The organism is Lentzea sp. NPDC020367 (assembly GCF_044387305.1).
GTDB lineage: Bacteria > Actinomycetota > Actinomycetes > Mycobacteriales > Pseudonocardiaceae > Lentzea.
The window spans coordinates 13,901-29,024 of the sequence record NZ_JBIRVV010000004.1; the positions used below are offsets into that span (position 1 = coordinate 13,901).

Sequence of the window (15,124 nt, forward strand, 5' to 3'; positions counted from 1 at the left end):
CGTGCTCGGATTGCGTCCGACGGAACTCGCGGTCTACGAGGCGCTCGTGGACTCCTACCAGCTGGGGCTGGCGGAGCTGTGTCCCGCGGCGGGACTGGCCGAGCGGGTGGTGCGGGCCGCGCTGAGGTCGTTGACCGAGCTCGGTTTCGTCCACCAGGCCGACGGGCTGCACACGGCCGTCGCCCCGGACGTCGCGCTGGCGGCGTACTTCCTGCGCCGCGAGGACGACCTGCGGCGCGAGCGGCTGCTGGCGGGCGCGCTGCAGGTCCGTTACGAACGGGCGGCGGGCATGCGCGCTCCCGCTGACCTCGTCGAGGTGGTGCACGGAGCCGAGGCGATCTCGCAGCGTGCGGACCAGGTGATGCGCACGGCCCGGTACGAGGTGCGGTTCGTGGACAAGCCGCCGTACGCCAAAGCGCCCACGTCGTTGCACCCGGTGGAGGAGGAGCTGCTGCGCCGCGGCGTCCGGTTCCGGGGCATCTACGAACGTCGGGCGCTGGAGCTGCACGACCTGCGCGCCGACCTGGAGATGGGGCTGTCGCTGGGGGAGGAGGCGCGGGTCGTCGCGGTCGCGCCGACGAAGATGATCCTCGCGGACGCCCATCTCGGGCTCATTCCGCTGTACAGCACCGAGACGACGCTGGAGAGCGCGGTGATCGTGCACCGGTCGGCGTTGCTCGACTCGCTCGGGGCGTTGTTCGGCAAGCTCTGGGACGACGCTGTGCCGCTGTCGTTACCAGGTCAGCCGGCGAGCTCCGATGTCTCGATCGCGGACGCGCGGCTGTTGGCGTTGCTGGCCACCGGGTTGCCGGACCGCAGCATCGCCAAGCAGCTCGGGCTGAGCTACCGGACCTACCAGCGGCGCCTGCACCGGCTGATGGACGAGCTGGGCGCGCAGACCCGGTTCCAGGCGGGCCTGCGCGCGGCTTCTCGAGGTGCGGGTTCCCTCCTGCCGCCTCAGTGAGTGCGGAACGCCTTCTGCATGGTCTGCGTGACGGTGTTCCCGGCGCCGTCCCTGGCCTCGGTGCGCAGCCACACGTCACCGCCCGGCTTGTCGATCGTGACCTGCCAGCGGCCGCCGTCGGGCTGGATCCGCGCCGGCCGCCAGGTCACGCCGTCCGCGGACCACTGCACCTTCACCGCGGTCACGGGCGCGCTGCCGGACGCCGTGAGGTGGTAGACGAACGGCGTGTTCGCCGGTGCGGAGTTCGTCAGGTCGAGCGGCAGGTCGTGGTGCAGCTGGATCAGCGGCTGGAACTGGCAGCTCGTCGCCTGGGCGTGACAGGAGTAGCCGCGCGGTGGCGGGTTGAGCGACCGGCGTGACTGGAACGTCCACGTCGTCTCGGTGCGCGGGGCGAGGGTGAACAGGACGGGGTTGACCGCGCCCGCGACTGCTCCGGGTGCGTGGCTTTCGACCTTCTCCAGGCGGTAGGTGGCCTGGTCCGGTGACAGCGGGAAGGTCGGGTAGAACGCCAGCGGGTCCTGGTTCTGCCCGATCTCGCGGTCGCCCTGGAAGAGGCGGACCTTGGTCGTCGTGAAGAACTTGCTGTTCTGGTACGGGTTCGTGTAGTGACCGGGGGTGCCGTCCGTCCACTGCAGAGCCGGGACGAACGTGTCGCCCGTGCGGCAGTCCGAGCACAGCTGGCGCCACGCGTCGCCCGCGGCGGGATAGCGGGCGGGGTGGTCGGACCGCAGGTCGATCGCGGTGCTGTACATCGGTCCGGCGAACCAGCGTTCGACGGCAGGCGCCTGGCCGTCGCGGAACACGTTCTCCTGGTACATCGCCATCGCCGCGCGAGCGCCCTTGTCGTCCGTGCCGCTCAACGTGACCGAGCGCTTCCAGACGATCCGGTCGTCGCCGGGACCGATGTACTCGTTCCACGCGGCGGGCGGGGTGAACGTGGTGCCGCGCATGATCTGCGTCTGCCACAGCCCGGTCGGGAACGGGTACCACGTCTTCTGCACGGTGAGGCCGGGTTTGTCGGCGTGGTAGGAGGTCCTGCGCAGCACGAGCTTCGCCGGGTCGACCGTCCGCCGGTGGGCGGCGGGGATGCCGTTGGCGTCGAGGTAGCTGAGGTTGAACACGGACTCCGGACCGGGCTTGACGTTCAGCCTGATCGCCGGCTGCTTCGCGAGGAACTCGCCGTCGGCGTTGCTGACGCTGAGCGAGGGCAGCGCGGCGCTGGCGAGCCCGGTGAGCGGAAGCGCACCCGGTTGGTCCACATAGGACAGCAGGACCTTCCTGCCTTCCTGGGCGGCGGTGGCCGCGGCGGCGTTGGCGGCCCTGACCATGACGGCGGGGGTGTCCGGCTTGATCTTCACGACCTTGACGTCGGTCCGTTCGCCGGACCACTTCGCGGACAGCACGGCGACGTCGCCGTCGGCGTTCAGCGTGCGGCCGCCGGAGGTCAGCGTGACCGTGGCGGTCTGCAGGGTCACGTTGTCCTGCAACGAGATCGCGCCCTTGCCCGCGGCGGGGGACGGGGTGGCGCGGATCTCCCACGGCGCGGTGCCGAGCGCGGCAGAGGTCTCGGTGATCAGCGGCAGGTTGCCACCCTCGGCGGGCAGGACGCGGCGCATCGTGACGGTGCGGTCGCGTTGCTCGGCCGGGCCCGGCGGCACGACCTCGATCGGCACGGTCCGCTGCGCGTCGAGCGAGACGTCCTGAGCGCCGGCGACCGTGAGTTCCGGTGCGGCCAGCGCGGACCAGCGGCGCACTCCCGCCGTGTTCTCGGTCGCCCAGCTCACCGCGGAGTAGCGGCCGCCCGGCACGTTCGCGACGCCCTCGCCGTTCACCACGTCGAAGACGTAGCTGAGGGTGTCGTCGAACGGGTCGTTGACGTCGTCCTGGCCGTTGGAGTCGTCGATGAGCTGGCCGAAGGCGGGCGCGGGCGCCTTGCCCGCGGTGTCGCGGACGTGCACCGACACCGGGAACGTCCGCGGTGCCTCGTAGACGCTCACCGCCGTGCGGAGACTGGTGCCCGCGCCGGTGGCCGTGACGACGCCGCCGTACACGCCCGCCGGACCGGCGTCGGGGTCGAGGGTGAGGATCGCGGTGGCCTGAGCGCGGGCCGGGACGGTGAGACGTGAGGTGCTGAGCCCGAACGCGGTCGTGGACGTGCCGTCCCAGCCCTTCAAGGACGAGGCCAGATCGAGGGTGAGCGGGGAGTCGGAGTCGTTGGTGTAGACGAGTTCCCGGGTGAGCGTGTCGCCGGATCCCTTCTCCTGCCGCCCGAAGCTCACCGACGCCGGTCCCGTCACCTTGCTCGCCACCGCGCGCGCCACGTCCAACCGGCCCGCGCCCTGCTCGTACCACGGCATGGCCACGTCGGCCGCGCTGGTCACGAGTGCGTTCTTCAGTTGCCGCGCGGTCCAGCCGGGGTGTTGCTGGGCGAGCAACGCGGCCGCACCCGCGACGTGCGGGGTGGCCATCGAGGTGCCGGACGACGCGGTGTGCAGGTCCGAGACCGGCGCGCCCATCGACGTGTCCGCGGCGCGCGCGGCGACCACGCCGACACCCGGCGCGGTGATCTCGGGCTTCACGAGGGCGTCGCCGATGCGCGGACCGGTGCTGCTGAACGGTGCGCGCTTGTTCTGCCGGTCGACCGCGCCGACCGTGAGCGCCGAAGCCGCGGCGCCGGGGGAGGTGACCGAACGCCCGGCAGGGCCGTTGTTGCCCGCCGCCACCACGAACAGCACACCGGTCTCGGCGGAGAGCTGGTCGACCAGCGCGCTGAGGTCGTCGGAGCCGTCCGTGACGTCGCCGCCGAGACTGAGGTTGACGATCTTCGCACCGGACCGGGCCGCCCACTCGATGCCCGCCATCACCTGCGAGGTGTCGCCCTCACCCGCGCCGTTGAACACCTTCGCGACCATCAGCTTCGCCGCCGGGGCGACGCCGGAGTACTTCGCCCCGGTGCCCGCGATGATCGAGGCGACGTGCGTGCCGTGGCCGTGGCGGTCGGTCACGTCGGGTTCGTCGGAGAAGTTCGCCGTCTCGGTGATCTTCGCGGCGACGTCGGGGTGGTGCTGGTCGATGCCGGTGTCCACGACGGCGACCGTCACGCCGGCGCCGTTCAGTCCGGCCGCCCACGCCGCGGGGGCACCGATCTGCTTCGTGGTCTGGTCGAGCGTGACCCGGATCGGCCGGTCGTACCTCACCCGCACGCCGGACTTCACGCTCATGTCCAGGGAACGCCAGAACTCCTGCGCCCTGGCCTTCTCCACGTGGATGCCGGCCGCGTTCAGGGTGTTGATCCTGGTGTGCGCGCTCGCGCTGATGCCGCCGATCGTGAGCACCGGGACGGTGGTCGTGCGGTCGTCGGACTGGCCGGTGCGCACGAGTTCGGTGACGTTGAAGAGGGTGTCGTCGACGGTGCCGGACGTGACGGCGCCGATCGCGTCCGAGGGGTAGACGTGCAGACCTTTGGCCGTCGTCATGGTGTGGAAGATCGGCGGCTCGCCTTCCCGTGGCGCGGCGTGGATCTGGGCGAATTTTCGGCCGTCGGAGCGCTCGGTGTAGTCGACGACGTCACCGGTGATCAGCGTGATCCGGTGCGACGCCTCGGACGTCTGCGCCGGCGGGGGTGCCGGTGGCGTCGCGGACACCGGTGGTGCGACGAGCGTGGCCGCGGCGATGGCGGGTGCCAGGACGTGTCGGAACACGGCGCCTCCTCGTGATCAGTTCACAGCAGGATGAGGGGCCGGAATTCCTTGCGGAACACTGGAAAGCGGCGGTTGGTCGCCGTTGGCGACTTCGCGCCACGCGGCGGAGCCCGGACCGTCGGTGACGGCCCGGGCTCCTGGGGTTGCTCGGTCAGAAGGTGCGTTCCTGCAGCGAGAAGTCACGCTGGTTGTTGTTCGTGTCCTGGCTGAGGATGTTGCGGGTGTTCGAGCCGTTCAACGCGGCGGTCTGCGCGGTTTCCGGAGCGGCGTTGACGCTCTCCTTCGGCGTGACCGCGCTCGCCGAGAACGCGACGCCGTCGATCTTGAAAGCGGTCGGCGCGTTGCTGCCGAAGATCGCGACACCGCCGTACACCGGAATGCCCTCGACGCCGAGGAAGTTCACCGGGAGCACGTGTTGCGTGCTCGTGGTGCCGGAGAACTCGGCGCCCGTCAGCACCAGCGTGGAGCCGACGTTGTTCTTGGGCGCCAGCACGATCGGCTGGCTGAGGGAGTCCATCAGCGGGATCGTCTGGATGACCTGGTTCTGCTGGTTGTAGATCTTCAGCACCCAGTTGGTGAGGTCGAGCTGCTGGTCCGTGGTGTTGGCGATCTCGATCGCCTCGTCGAGCGGTCCGTTCGGGCCCATCGTCGAGACCTCGTTGACGAGCACAACCGGCACGGCCATGACCTCGGGAGCACCGGGCTCCTCGGCCGCGGTCGCCATTCCCGCGAACGCGATGGTGCTCGCGAATGCGAGAGCCGTGGCTCCGCTCAGCAGTCGACGCATTGTCTCGGTCCTTTCGAGAAGTGAATTGTGGGCATTTCTCGTGGCGGCCTGCCTGGTCTCGTTAAACGACCTGTCTTGCCGCCGGGACCGACTTTGCTCTGATTTCCCGTAAGTCGTAAGGGGCCATTGAAGGGCGGTTACGGATTGATTTCTCCGGGAGTGGGAATGTGGCAGGTGAAGTCAGTGGAGTTGTGGTCGGTGTCGCGCGAGGCGCTGTCGCGGCCGAGTGAGGAGCCCTCGCCGGAATTCGGGCAGGGCGTGGCGGGACCGTCTTCGCGGCACGGCGAGGACGAGGTCAGGCCCACGCTGTCGGTGTGCGCACCGTGCCGGTTTCGAGCGATAACACCCGAGCCGTCCACTGTGCTCACGACGATCCCGTTGGGCACCGTTCCGCTGAACGCGCCGCCGACTATCAGGAAGTATTCACCCGGAGGTAGCACGGTGGCCGCAGGGATGGTGGCGAGGATTCGCGGAGTGCTGCCGGCGCAGGCCTGGACCGACCATCCTCCGATGTCTGCCTCGGTGGAGCCGGTGTTGCGCAGCTCTACGAATCCGCTCGATCCGAGCGCGATCTCGTTCACCTTGACCGGGGAGACCCCCGGTGCGCCGCCGAGCGCGGCACCGGCGAGCAGCAGGCACGTTGCGACGGTGTTTCCTGGGGGTGTCACAGATCGCAGTCTGGCCCGGCCCGGTGGTCGTCACAGGGGGCCAAAGACCTGCTCTGCCTGGGACTTGCGGGAAGACGGTGGCCGCGGGGGCCTGGCGGTGCACCGCTTCCCGGACAGGGGCAGGCTTCCTCCGGCCTGCCCGCGCTCCGTCAACCGGAGTGGTCTTCGGAAGTCGCCCTGCGTGTCTCGCGTGCGATCGTCGCCGCCTTGTCGACCGCGGCGTGCGGCACGTGCAGCGCCGCGCTGAGGAAGGCACGCCAGTAGGGGCCGGGAATGCGTTTGCCGCGTTCCCATCTCGACACTTCTTCACGGGTGACGCTGTCGTTTTGTGAGATCTCGCACAACAGGTCCGCGAGTTCGCGCTGGGTGAGGCCCTGCTCTCGCCTAGCCTGCGGAATCAGCGCGGTAATGGGCGGCACGTCCTGGTGCTCTGGGGCTGGTAGGGCTGCCTTGAGCACGGTTCTGCTCCGTTTCGGTGTGATGGGTGGGTGTGTCGACCACCATGCCGCAAAGTCTGGATCATGGGGCCCTGCATTGCGGTGATACCGCCGGTCGTTGAAAGTTCGCGTACCTCCGGAATGCGTCGCTCGGATGTTCGGGTGAAAGTGAGCTGGGCCAACGGGGTGCGCGATCTCGCATTGTGGTGCTTTGACTAGTGTGACCGCGCCAGGACCGTTGCTACAGCAATGACCGGGATGAGAAGGTGGAGAAAATGCTCTCGACGGTCGAAGTGGTGCAGGTGTTTCTCGCGCGGCTCGCCGCGCAGGACGCGGCAGGCATCGCGCGGTTGTGCGCACCGACCGTGGAATGGGAGGCGCCCGACCCCGGTGGCGCCCGGTGGACGACCGGCCAGCGCACCCGCCGGGAGGTCGAGTCCCAGTTCCTCACCCTGTTCGCCACGTTCGGCCTGGAGCGGCTCTCGGCCCGCCAGGTGATCGTCGACGGAGGAGACGCGGCCGTGGTCGGTTCGGCACGCTGGCGGGTCCTGACCACGGCCGAGCGGGTGGACGTGCGCTTCGCGGCCGTCGTGTCCGTGCACCTGGGGGAGATCGAGCAGTACTGGCAGATGCCGGACACGCTGGCCGCCGCCGTCGCCACAGGGGCCGCGCGGACTGAGGCATGAGCGTCAACCGCGAGAGATCGGTCCGCACGAGGGCCAAGCTGCTGCACGCCGCCGCGGAGGTGTTCGACCGCGACGGGTTCGCCGGATCCAGCCTCACCGCCGTCTGCGCGCGAGCGGACGTGTCGAAAGGTGCGCTGTATTGCCACTTCCGCTCCAAGGAGGCCCTCGGCGTCGCGATCATCGAGGAGCAGTCGCTGCTGTGGCACCGGTTGCGCGACGAGCAGCTCGCGATCGAGCAGTCGCCGATCCAGGCGCTGATCGCGATGTCGTTCGAGTTCACCCGCAGGCTGGACACCGACCTCACCGTGCGGGTCAGCGCGAAGCTGTTGCGGGAGGCGGTGTTCTTCGACGTCGTGGCCGCCGCGCAGGTCGTCGGCTGGGTCGCCGTGGTGCGGGAGCTGCTCTCGCTCGCGCGGGAACGAGGTGAGCTGCTGCCGGAGGTGAACGTCCGGCACACGGCCGAGCAGATCGTCGCGGAGCTGCTCGGACTGCAGTTCGTGGCCCAGGCCCTGAGCGGCGGCACCGATCTCCGCACGCGGCTCGCGCGGGTGTGGCGGGCGTCTTCTGGCTGCCTGGTGACAAGACCTGTCTACGAGACGTTGCGTTTCGAGTGACGGTCGTCTCGACCCAGTCGAGACAGGAATGCCCGCTCGCGCCAGGGCCGTTGTGCTCCTCGTTCGTCAGGTGTCCTAACGAAGGAGCAAGGGTGAGCAGCATCGTGGTCGTGGATCCGTATTCGGCGGGCAAAGGCATCGCCCCCGCGTTCGTGGCACGTGGTGTCGACGCGATCGCCGTGCTGACGACGGAGAAGCCGCCGGCGGGGCTGAACTGGTTCCCGGACGACTTCGCGGAGGTCCACCTGCTGCACGACCTCGACGAGCTCGCCGCCAAGCTGGCCGTGCGCGACCCGATCGCCGTCGTACCGGGCACCGAGACCGGCGTCGAGGCCGCGGAGGCGTTGTCGGAGCTCATCGCACCGGGCCGGTCGAACGTCCTGACGCTCTCCTCCGCCCGCCGCGACAAGTGGCAGATGGCCGTGGCACTGCGCACCGCCGAGGTGCCGCACCTGCGCCAGATCAGCTCCGACCGCGTCGACGAGGTCGCCGCGTGGCTGCGGCGCGAGGGCCTGGAAGACTCGCCGATCGTGTTGAAACCGCAGGAAAGCGGCGGTACGGACGACGTGTTCGTGGCGATGCCCGGCGACGACTGGCGCGCCAAGTTCAACCGGATTCTCGGTTGCGTTAACAAGCTGAACATCCGCAACGACAAGGTGCTCGTGCAGGAACTCGCGGTGGGCACGGAGTACGAGGTCGACACCTACTCGATCGACGGCGAGCACGGCCTTGTCGCGGTCTGGCGCTATGCCAAGCAACGGCGCGGCGACCGGCTCGGCATTTACCTGTCCAACACGCTGGTCGCGGAGGACGAGCCCGTGGTCGACGTGCTCTTCGGCTACGTGTGCCAGGTGCTCGAGGCGACCGGTGTCCGCAACGGGCCGGCGCACGTGGAGGTCATGATCACTCCCGACGGCCCGCGGCTGATCGAGATCGGCGCGCGGCTGGCAGGCGCGGAACAGCAGGAGCTCACCGTGCTCGGCACCGGGGAAAGCCAGATCACCCGGATGGTGCGGCACCGCGTCGACGGTGACACGTCGGTCGGCCGGTACTCGCGGTGGCGGCACGTGAAGTCGGTGTACCTGTCCTCGCCCGCCGCCGGTGAGCTCGGCAACTCGGTGCGATTTGACGAGCTGGCCTCACTTTTGCCCAGTTACCAGAGCGACGCGCTGGCCTATCGCGAAGGTTCGATGGTGCCGCGTACCGACGACCTGTGGACGTCGTTGGGTTCGGTAGTGCTGGCGACGACCGACGCCGACCAGCTGGAACGTGATGTGGCGGTCGTCAGGGAGATCGAAGCCGGGCTGATCGTAGTTTGATCGTCAGGTGTGGCCGGGTAGCCGTGATTCCACGCGACCCGTTAGGTTTGCTTTGCGACGGAGCGGAGGCCCATGAGCGAGCGCTGGGACGGTGACCTGACGGGCGCGGTGGTCGACGACCGCTACGTGATCGGGTCGCTGCTCGGCTCGGGTGGCATGGCGGAGGTCTACCGCGCGCTGGACCGCGAGACCACGTCGCCGGTCGCGATCAAGATCTTCACGGGCCCCGGCCTGCCCGACGACGAACTGCGGTTGCAGCGCGAGGCCTCGATGCTGGTCTCGCTGGACTGCCCCGGCATCATCCCCGTCTACGCGTCGGGTTCGTTGTCGCGCCGCCCGTACTTCGTGATGCGCGAGATCACCGGTGGCACCCTGCGTCAGCGCATGCGCGAGCCGCTGCCGCCCCGGTTCGTGGCGCGGATCGGCAGTCAGATCGCCGTGGTCCTGGACCACGTGCACGGACTCGGCGTCGTGCACCGCGACATCAAGCCGTCCAACATCCTGATCGACGACGAGGAGAAGCAGGCGTACCTCGCGGACTTCGGTCTCGCGCTGGTGGCCGAGGTGACGCGGGTGACGACGTCCGGCGTGCTGGTCGGCACCGCCGGCTACCTGTCGCCGGAACAGGTGCGCGGCTCGGACGTCGGGCCCGCCGCCGACGTCTACGCGCTGGGCCTCGTCCTGCTGGAGTGCCTGACCGGCCGCAGCGAGTACCCCGGTGGCGACGCCGAGGCCGCGCTGGCCAGGCTGGCCCGGTCGCCGCGGATTCCCCTCGACCTGCCGCCTGCCTGGGAGTCGCTGCTGTCCGCGATGACGGACATGGACCCGTCGCGCCGGCCGACCGCCGCCCAGTGCGCCCGCTCGCTGACCGCTGCTTTCGAGGCCAGCCGCGGGTTGCCGGCGTTGCTGCCCGACGCGGCCGTCGCCCCGGACGCGCCCACGGGTCCGGTCGTGCCCGAGCCCCGGTCAGGGCGGAGCAAGCGCTTGGCGATCTCGGCCGCGGCGGTGGCCGTCACCGCGGTGGCCGTGGTGGTGGCGAACTTCGCCGGCGGCGGGAACGAGGCTCCGGCGGCGGACAAGCCGGTGGCGCCGGACGCGCGCACTCACGTCGTGACGGTGACGCAGTCCACGGTGACCGTGGTGCAGACGCCGGACGGTTCGGAAGCGCCTGGGGTGCCCGGGGCGCCGCAGCCAGGGGCGAGCGGGGTGGACCCGTCGTCCTCCTCGGCCGTCGAGACGACCGAGGACGAGCCGGTCGACGAGACGGCGAAGAAGAACAAGGAGAAGAAGAAGGACCGCAAGAAGTCCTCTGAGGTGCCGACTCCGTCGCAGGAGCCGTTGCCCTAGGCGTTCGGCTCGCTCACCACGGCGAACGGCAGGTCGGCCAGTTCCGCCCGCAGCGTGTCGAGGTCCGCGTACACCGCCGAGGCTCCGCGATCGACCAGCTCGTCCTCGCTGAAGCCGCCGGTCAGCAGTCCGATCGACGGCAGCCCGACCCGCTTGGCGGCCTCGCAGTCCCACACCGAGTCGCCCACGACGACCGCGCGTCCGCCCTCGACCTCGCGCAGCGCCACCTCGATCAGGTCCGGCGCGGGCTTGCTGTCCTCGACGTCGTCGGAGGTCGTCCACGCGACGTCACCGGGGTCGAGGAGCTTCAGGTAGTGCTCGACGTGCTTGCGCTTGCCCGAGCTGGCGAGCACGACGGCCAGGCCCAGGTCGGTCGCGGCCCGGATCAGGCGGTGTGCGCCCTCCAGCGGCTGGATCTCGTCGATCATGGAGTCGAAGTGGCGTTCCCAGGCGGCGCGCAGGTCGTCGCCGTGGTCCTGTTCGACCTTGTCGCCGGCGACGGCCGCGACCAGCTTGTCGCCACCCATGCCGATCGCGCGGTGCACTCGCCAGCCGGGCACGGTGATGTCGGCCTCGCGGAAGGCGCGCAGCCACGCCACCGTGTGGTGGTAGTTGGTGTCGACCAGGGTGCCGTCCACGTCGAGGACCACGGTGTTGCTCATGAAACCAGGTTTGCCCGTGCGTCTACCTCGGCAAACCCACCAGCTCGCGGGTCTCCTGCAACGCGACGAGCTCTCGGCGCAGCACCCCGTCGAGCCATTGGGCGTCCGACATCCACGACTGGTTCGTGTTCAGGCAGACGTGCACGGAGTTGCGGTACACCGACAGCGCGATGCCGACGGCGTGGCCGGGTGCGACCGGCGCCACCGGGTACATCTCGCACAACGCGGCGCCGTCCAGGGCGAGCGGTACGGACGGCAGCGGCACCGAGGTGACCAGCGTGTCGAACAGCAGAGGAGCGCAGCGGCCCATCACCGGCGCGGCCAGGCGGTGCACCAGCGGCGGCACCTTGTCGGCGAGCAACGGCAGCGCGCCGGCTCCTCGGTCCGGGCCGGCGGCCTTCGCCGACTCCATCTGCGCGCGGATGTTCCTGAGGCGTTCCGCCGGGTCCGCCTCGCCGACCGGCAGCGCGACCAGGAATCCGGAGATCTGGTTGCCCGAGGCGCCGTCGCCGGAGCGTGAGCGCTGGTTAACCGGGATCAGGGCGCGCACGACCGAGTCGGGGCCGGCGCTGCCGTGCGCGGAAAGCCAGTGCCGCAACGCACCCGTGACCAGGGCGAGCAGCACGTCGTTCACCGTGCCGCCGTGCGCGCGCCGGATTCGGTGCACGTCCGCGAGATCCAGGCGCGACATCACCACGCGGCGTGGCCGGGTGGACGCGGTGAGCACCGGCGAGTTCAGCGTCGGCGGGCGCGTGTTCATCAGCACCGAGGAGGCGATGTCGAACGTGTCCTTGATCCCGCGCAGCGACGGGATGGACGGGATGATCGACTTCGCCACGGGCTGCGGAGCGTCCGGAATGGACAGCCGGGACGGGTCGAAGAGCTGAATTCCCAGGCCAACGGCCTTCATGCCGTCGCACAGCGAGTGGTGCAGCTTCGCGACGACGGCGAACCTGCCGCCCGCGAGGCCGGTGATGACGTGCAGCTCCCACGGCGGGCGCGCGAGGTCGAGCGGCTGCGCCATGAGGTGCGACACCAAGGTGGCGAACCGATCGCGGCCGCGCACGTGATGCGTGAAGACGTGGTCCTCCGGCGCGAAGCCGGGGTCCTCCACCCAGCGCGCGCCGCCGAACATCGAGGTGCGGGCGCGCTGGCGCAGGCGCGGAATCTCTTGCGCCCGTTCGCACAGCACGGCGGCGATGCGGGCCGGATGCACCGGAGTGGACGGTGCGAAGCTCGCCACCGCGCCGAGGTGCAACGGGTTGCTGTCGCCTTCCATTGCGAGGAAAGCGATGTCAAGGGGGGAGAGGTGGTCTGTCATATCCGTGCAAGGAAAACAGGTCCTCGTGTCGTGCGCATTGCGATGAGATGGCGGTGACTCTCTACCGGCCCAAGTACACTCGAACGGTGGTACCGCTGTGACTCGTGTGGGTGCGAACCAGGTCACACAACAGGTTCACCATCACGATTCCGAAGCCGGACAGGCCGGTGAACGACGGCGGGAAGCCGGCACCTTCGTCGCTCACCTCGCACACCGCGGTGTCGCCCTCGCGCCACATCCGCAGCACCCCGCGCCCGGACGCGTGCAGGATGCTGTTCGTCGCGAGCTCGTTCACCGCGAGCATCAGGTCCTCGACCTGTTCGCGGCGCAGCCAGTGCGCGTACGCCGACACGACCTTGCGCATGTGCGCGAGCGTGCCGACGGTGAACGGGTGCTGTTCGGCGTCGGCGGGCGGCGGTGGCAGCGGCACGTTGTAGATGTCGGCCAGGCCCGCCTGGTCGGTGTACCACTCACTCGCCATCCGCCGCTCGCCGTCGATCACCACGGGATGGGTGCGCCGCGCGTCCTCCAGCACGCGGCCGGGCAGCGCCGCCGCGTCGTACGGGCACAGGATGACGCCCTGTCTGCCCTCGAACGCCGTGTTGATCAGTGCCTCGTGCTGCACGCACGCCGGGTACTCGAGTTCGGTGCGGCCGGGCCACATCGGTTCGCCGACCATCCGGAAGCGGCCCTGCGTGCTCGCGCTGAACGCCATCAGCACACCGGGGATGATCCGGCCGGGGTTGCGGCCGGCCTCGGTCATGTCGATGAAGTGGACCTGGTCCGCCACCTCGCCCAGGCGTGCGCGCAGCAGGGCGATGCGCGCCTCCGGCACCGCCACCAGCACCGGCTCGCCCCTGTCGGCACCCTCCGTCACGAATCTGGCCGTACCGGAGAGGAAGGTGTCCTCGTCTCGGTAGAACAGGGCCTCGTGTGCGAACGGAGCAACGGAGTTCATCGGCTTCCCGGTGAGGTCGGTGGCGGCGGCAGGTCACCATTCTGCTCCCCGTAACAGTGTTTCGGCGGGGGCCAGGCCGGTGGTTGTCGGTACGTGTGCCGCCGTCCGCCGGATTCGTCGTGCGGACGGGCAAAAGCCCAGGCAGACTCGCGATGTCGGGGCACAGCGAGGAGGTGACGCCGTGTTGCACCACACGCTGACCGGGCCGCAGGACGCGCCGGTGCTCGTGCTCGGCAACGCGCTCGGCACGACGACCGGACTGTGGCGCGAGTTCTCGCTGCCCTTCCGCCTGCTGCGCTTCGACCACCGCGGCCACGGCGGCAGTGCGCCCGTCGAAGGTCCGTGCACGATCGAGGACCTGGCACACGACGTCGTGGAACTGTTGGACCACTTGGGATTGCGCCAGGTGTACTACTGCGGCGTGTCCCTCGGCGGCATGGTCGGCATGTGGCTGGCCGCGCACACCGACCGGATCTCCCGGCTGGCCCTGGTGTGCACCACCGCGTGGGTGCCGGACAAGGCCAGGCTGGACGAACGCATCGCACTGCTGCGCTCACACGGGATGGAGTCCGTCGCGGACTCGGTGGTCTCCCGGTGGTTCACGCCGACCTGCGCGCCCGCCGTCGTCGAGCACTACCGCGCCGAACTGCTCAGGGCACACCTGCCGTCGTACCTCGCCTGCGTCGAGGCCGTCCGGGACATGGACCTGCGGCCGGACCTGCCGAAGATCGACGTGCCGACCGTCGTGATCGCGGCGGCGCAGGACCACGCGACGCCCACGGAACTCGTCCGGCACATCGCGGACGACCTGCCGGACTCGGAGCTCTACGTCGTCGGGGACGCCGCGCACCTCGCGGTCGTCGAGGCGCCGAGAACGATCTCGGTGATCCTCGACGACCACTTCGGCAACGACTAGACGGCTAGACCTTCTCCAGCGGGCGGTGCGGCTGCGCGGGCAGCTCGACGCGGATCTCGTCACCTGGCCGGACGACGCCGCCCACGAGCACGACCGACATGATCCCCGCGCGCCGGATCAGCTCGCCGTCGGGACCCTTGCCCACGACCTCCTTGAGCAGCCCCTTGGAGAACCCGTCGATCTGCAGGCACGGGTTGCGCAGCCCGGTCACCTCGACCACGGCCTCGGAACCCAGGTGCAGCAACGTTCCCGTGGGCAGGCCGAGCAGGTCGATGCCCCGCGTGGTGACGTTCTCGCCGATCTGACCGGGCTCCACGGCGTGGCCCTTGTCCCGCAACTCGTCGAAGAGCTCGGCGTGCATCAGGTGCACTTGACGCAGGTTCGGCTGGGTCGGGTCCTGCGCCATCCGCGACCGGTGCTTGACCGTGACGCCCTGATGGACGTCGCCCTCGACGCCGAGACCGGCGAGCAGGGTAATGCTCTCCCGTGTCGGCTTTGTGAACGTGTACTCCTCGTTGCGGCTGACCGCTGTCACAACCCCCATGTCCCTGATTGTGCACGATCAGCCGAGACGCGACGGATACTCCGTTCGGCGCAACGAAACACGGAACCTGGTATCGATCAAGGTGTCTCATTTCAGGTCACCCGACAGTGTTCTACCTGCGTCGATGCACCGAGCTGTGGAAACGCTCTCACGAACTTCCGGCAAGAGTCTTGACTAATACTCACGTCAGGCTGTTGACT

General features: G+C 69.6%; 14 protein-coding genes. 6 read left to right on the top strand and 8 right to left on the bottom strand.

Features of this window, described 5'->3' with window-relative positions; genetic code table 11:
• Position 1: 1 nt before the first annotated feature.
• The gene (locus ACH413_RS17720; protein ID WP_360035081.1) at positions 2–964 is read left to right on the top strand and encodes a helix-turn-helix domain-containing protein; all 963 of its coding nucleotides are present in this window, start codon (positions 2–4) and stop codon (positions 962–964) included.
• On the opposite strand, the gene ACH413_RS17725 is transcribed toward ACH413_RS17720, so the two are convergent.
• The 4 genes from ACH413_RS17725 to ACH413_RS17740 all read right to left on the bottom strand — a co-directional run bounded on the left by ACH413_RS17725 (position 958) and on the right by ACH413_RS17740 (position 6,578).
• Entirely contained in the window at positions 958–4,665 is a 3,708-nt protein-coding gene (locus ACH413_RS17725; RefSeq protein WP_360035078.1) for a S8 family serine peptidase, read from the bottom strand. The two genes, ACH413_RS17720 and ACH413_RS17725, sit on opposite strands and share 7 nt — an antisense overlap.
• Positions 4,666–4,816: 151 nt before the next feature.
• The gene (locus ACH413_RS17730; RefSeq protein ID WP_360035075.1) at positions 4,817–5,452 is read right to left on the bottom strand and encodes a lamin tail domain-containing protein; all 636 of its coding nucleotides are present in this window, start codon (positions 5,450–5,452) and stop codon (positions 4,817–4,819) included.
• Positions 5,453–5,589: 137 nt separating this feature from the next.
• Positions 5,590–6,033 carry a lamin tail domain-containing protein gene (locus ACH413_RS17735; protein ID WP_360035072.1) on the bottom strand — a complete coding sequence of 148 codons (444 nt, stop codon included), beginning with the start codon at positions 6,031–6,033 and terminating at the stop codon, positions 5,590–5,592.
• Positions 6,034–6,269: 236 nt separating this feature from the next.
• The gene (locus tag ACH413_RS17740; protein ID WP_360035069.1) at positions 6,270–6,578 is read right to left on the bottom strand and encodes a helix-turn-helix transcriptional regulator; all 309 of its coding nucleotides are present in this window, start codon (positions 6,576–6,578) and stop codon (positions 6,270–6,272) included.
• Between the two features lie 254 nt (positions 6,579–6,832).
• Between ACH413_RS17740 and ACH413_RS17745 the strand changes: the two genes are divergently transcribed.
• The 4 genes from ACH413_RS17745 (at position 6,833) to ACH413_RS17760 (ending at position 10,523) form a co-directional block, all read left to right on the top strand.
• On the top strand, positions 6,833–7,243 hold the full coding sequence (locus ACH413_RS17745) for a nuclear transport factor 2 family protein (protein ID WP_093604291.1): 411 nt from the start codon (positions 6,833–6,835) through the stop codon (positions 7,241–7,243).
• Complete coding sequence (locus tag ACH413_RS17750) at positions 7,240–7,857, top strand: ScbR family autoregulator-binding transcription factor (RefSeq protein ID WP_360035066.1); 618 nt, start codon at positions 7,240–7,242, stop codon at positions 7,855–7,857. The genes ACH413_RS17745 and ACH413_RS17750 overlap by 4 nt, the downstream gene beginning before the upstream one ends.
• Before the next feature lie 92 nt (positions 7,858–7,949).
• The gene (locus ACH413_RS17755) at positions 7,950–9,176 is read left to right on the top strand and encodes an ATP-grasp domain-containing protein (protein ID WP_360035063.1); all 1,227 of its coding nucleotides are present in this window, start codon (positions 7,950–7,952) and stop codon (positions 9,174–9,176) included.
• A gap of 72 nt (positions 9,177–9,248) precedes the next feature.
• Positions 9,249–10,523, top strand: a complete 1,275-nt coding sequence (locus ACH413_RS17760) for a serine/threonine-protein kinase (protein WP_360035060.1) — start codon at positions 9,249–9,251, stop codon at positions 10,521–10,523.
• On the opposite strand, the gene ACH413_RS17765 is transcribed toward ACH413_RS17760, so the two are convergent.
• The 3 genes from ACH413_RS17765 to ACH413_RS17775 all read right to left on the bottom strand — a co-directional run bounded on the left by ACH413_RS17765 (position 10,520) and on the right by ACH413_RS17775 (position 13,464).
• A complete protein-coding gene (locus ACH413_RS17765) occupies positions 10,520–11,185 on the bottom strand; it encodes an HAD family hydrolase (RefSeq protein ID WP_360035057.1) in 666 nt (221 codons plus the stop codon). The genes ACH413_RS17760 and ACH413_RS17765 overlap by 4 nt on opposite strands.
• A 22-nt stretch (positions 11,186–11,207) precedes the next feature.
• A complete protein-coding gene (locus tag ACH413_RS17770; RefSeq protein ID WP_360035054.1) occupies positions 11,208–12,506 on the bottom strand; it encodes a wax ester/triacylglycerol synthase family O-acyltransferase in 1,299 nt (432 codons plus the stop codon).
• Positions 12,507–12,567: 61 nt separating this feature from the next.
• Positions 12,568–13,464 (bottom strand): anti-sigma factor RsbA family regulatory protein, encoded by an 897-nt coding sequence (locus ACH413_RS17775; RefSeq protein WP_360035051.1) that lies wholly within the window; start codon positions 13,462–13,464, stop codon positions 12,568–12,570.
• A gap of 181 nt (positions 13,465–13,645) precedes the next feature.
• Between ACH413_RS17775 and ACH413_RS17780 the strand changes: the two genes are divergently transcribed.
• Positions 13,646–14,380, top strand: coding sequence for an alpha/beta fold hydrolase (locus tag ACH413_RS17780; protein ID WP_360035049.1), 735 nt, complete (start codon positions 13,646–13,648; stop codon positions 14,378–14,380).
• A gap of 4 nt (positions 14,381–14,384) precedes the next feature.
• Here the strand turns inward: ACH413_RS17780 and ACH413_RS17785 are convergent, their stop codons facing one another.
• Positions 14,385–14,924 carry an MOSC domain-containing protein gene (locus tag ACH413_RS17785; protein ID WP_360035046.1) on the bottom strand — a complete coding sequence of 180 codons (540 nt, stop codon included), beginning with the start codon at positions 14,922–14,924 and terminating at the stop codon, positions 14,385–14,387.
• Positions 14,925–15,124 lie beyond the last annotated feature (200 nt).

Excerpts from the sequence above, each read along its gene's own strand:
- ACH413_RS17730 (WP_360035075.1), bottom strand. The coding sequence starts at position 5,452 with ATGCGTCGACTGCTGAGCGGAGCCACGGCTCTCGCATTCGCGAGCACC.
- ACH413_RS17745 (WP_093604291.1), top strand. The coding sequence starts at position 6,833 with ATGCTCTCGACGGTCGAAGTGGTGCAGGTGTTTCTCGCGCGGCTCGCC.
- ACH413_RS17750 (WP_360035066.1), top strand. The coding sequence starts at position 7,240 with ATGAGCGTCAACCGCGAGAGATCGGTCCGCACGAGGGCCAAGCTGCTG.
- ACH413_RS17760 (WP_360035060.1), top strand. The coding sequence starts at position 9,249 with ATGAGCGAGCGCTGGGACGGTGACCTGACGGGCGCGGTGGTCGACGAC.
- ACH413_RS17765 (WP_360035057.1), bottom strand. The coding sequence starts at position 11,185 with ATGAGCAACACCGTGGTCCTCGACGTGGACGGCACCCTGGTCGACACC.
- ACH413_RS17770 (WP_360035054.1), bottom strand. The coding sequence starts at position 12,506 with ATGACAGACCACCTCTCCCCCCTTGACATCGCTTTCCTCGCAATGGAA.
- ACH413_RS17775 (WP_360035051.1), bottom strand. The coding sequence starts at position 13,464 with ATGAACTCCGTTGCTCCGTTCGCACACGAGGCCCTGTTCTACCGAGAC.
- ACH413_RS17785 (WP_360035046.1), bottom strand. The coding sequence starts at position 14,924 with ATGGGGGTTGTGACAGCGGTCAGCCGCAACGAGGAGTACACGTTCACA.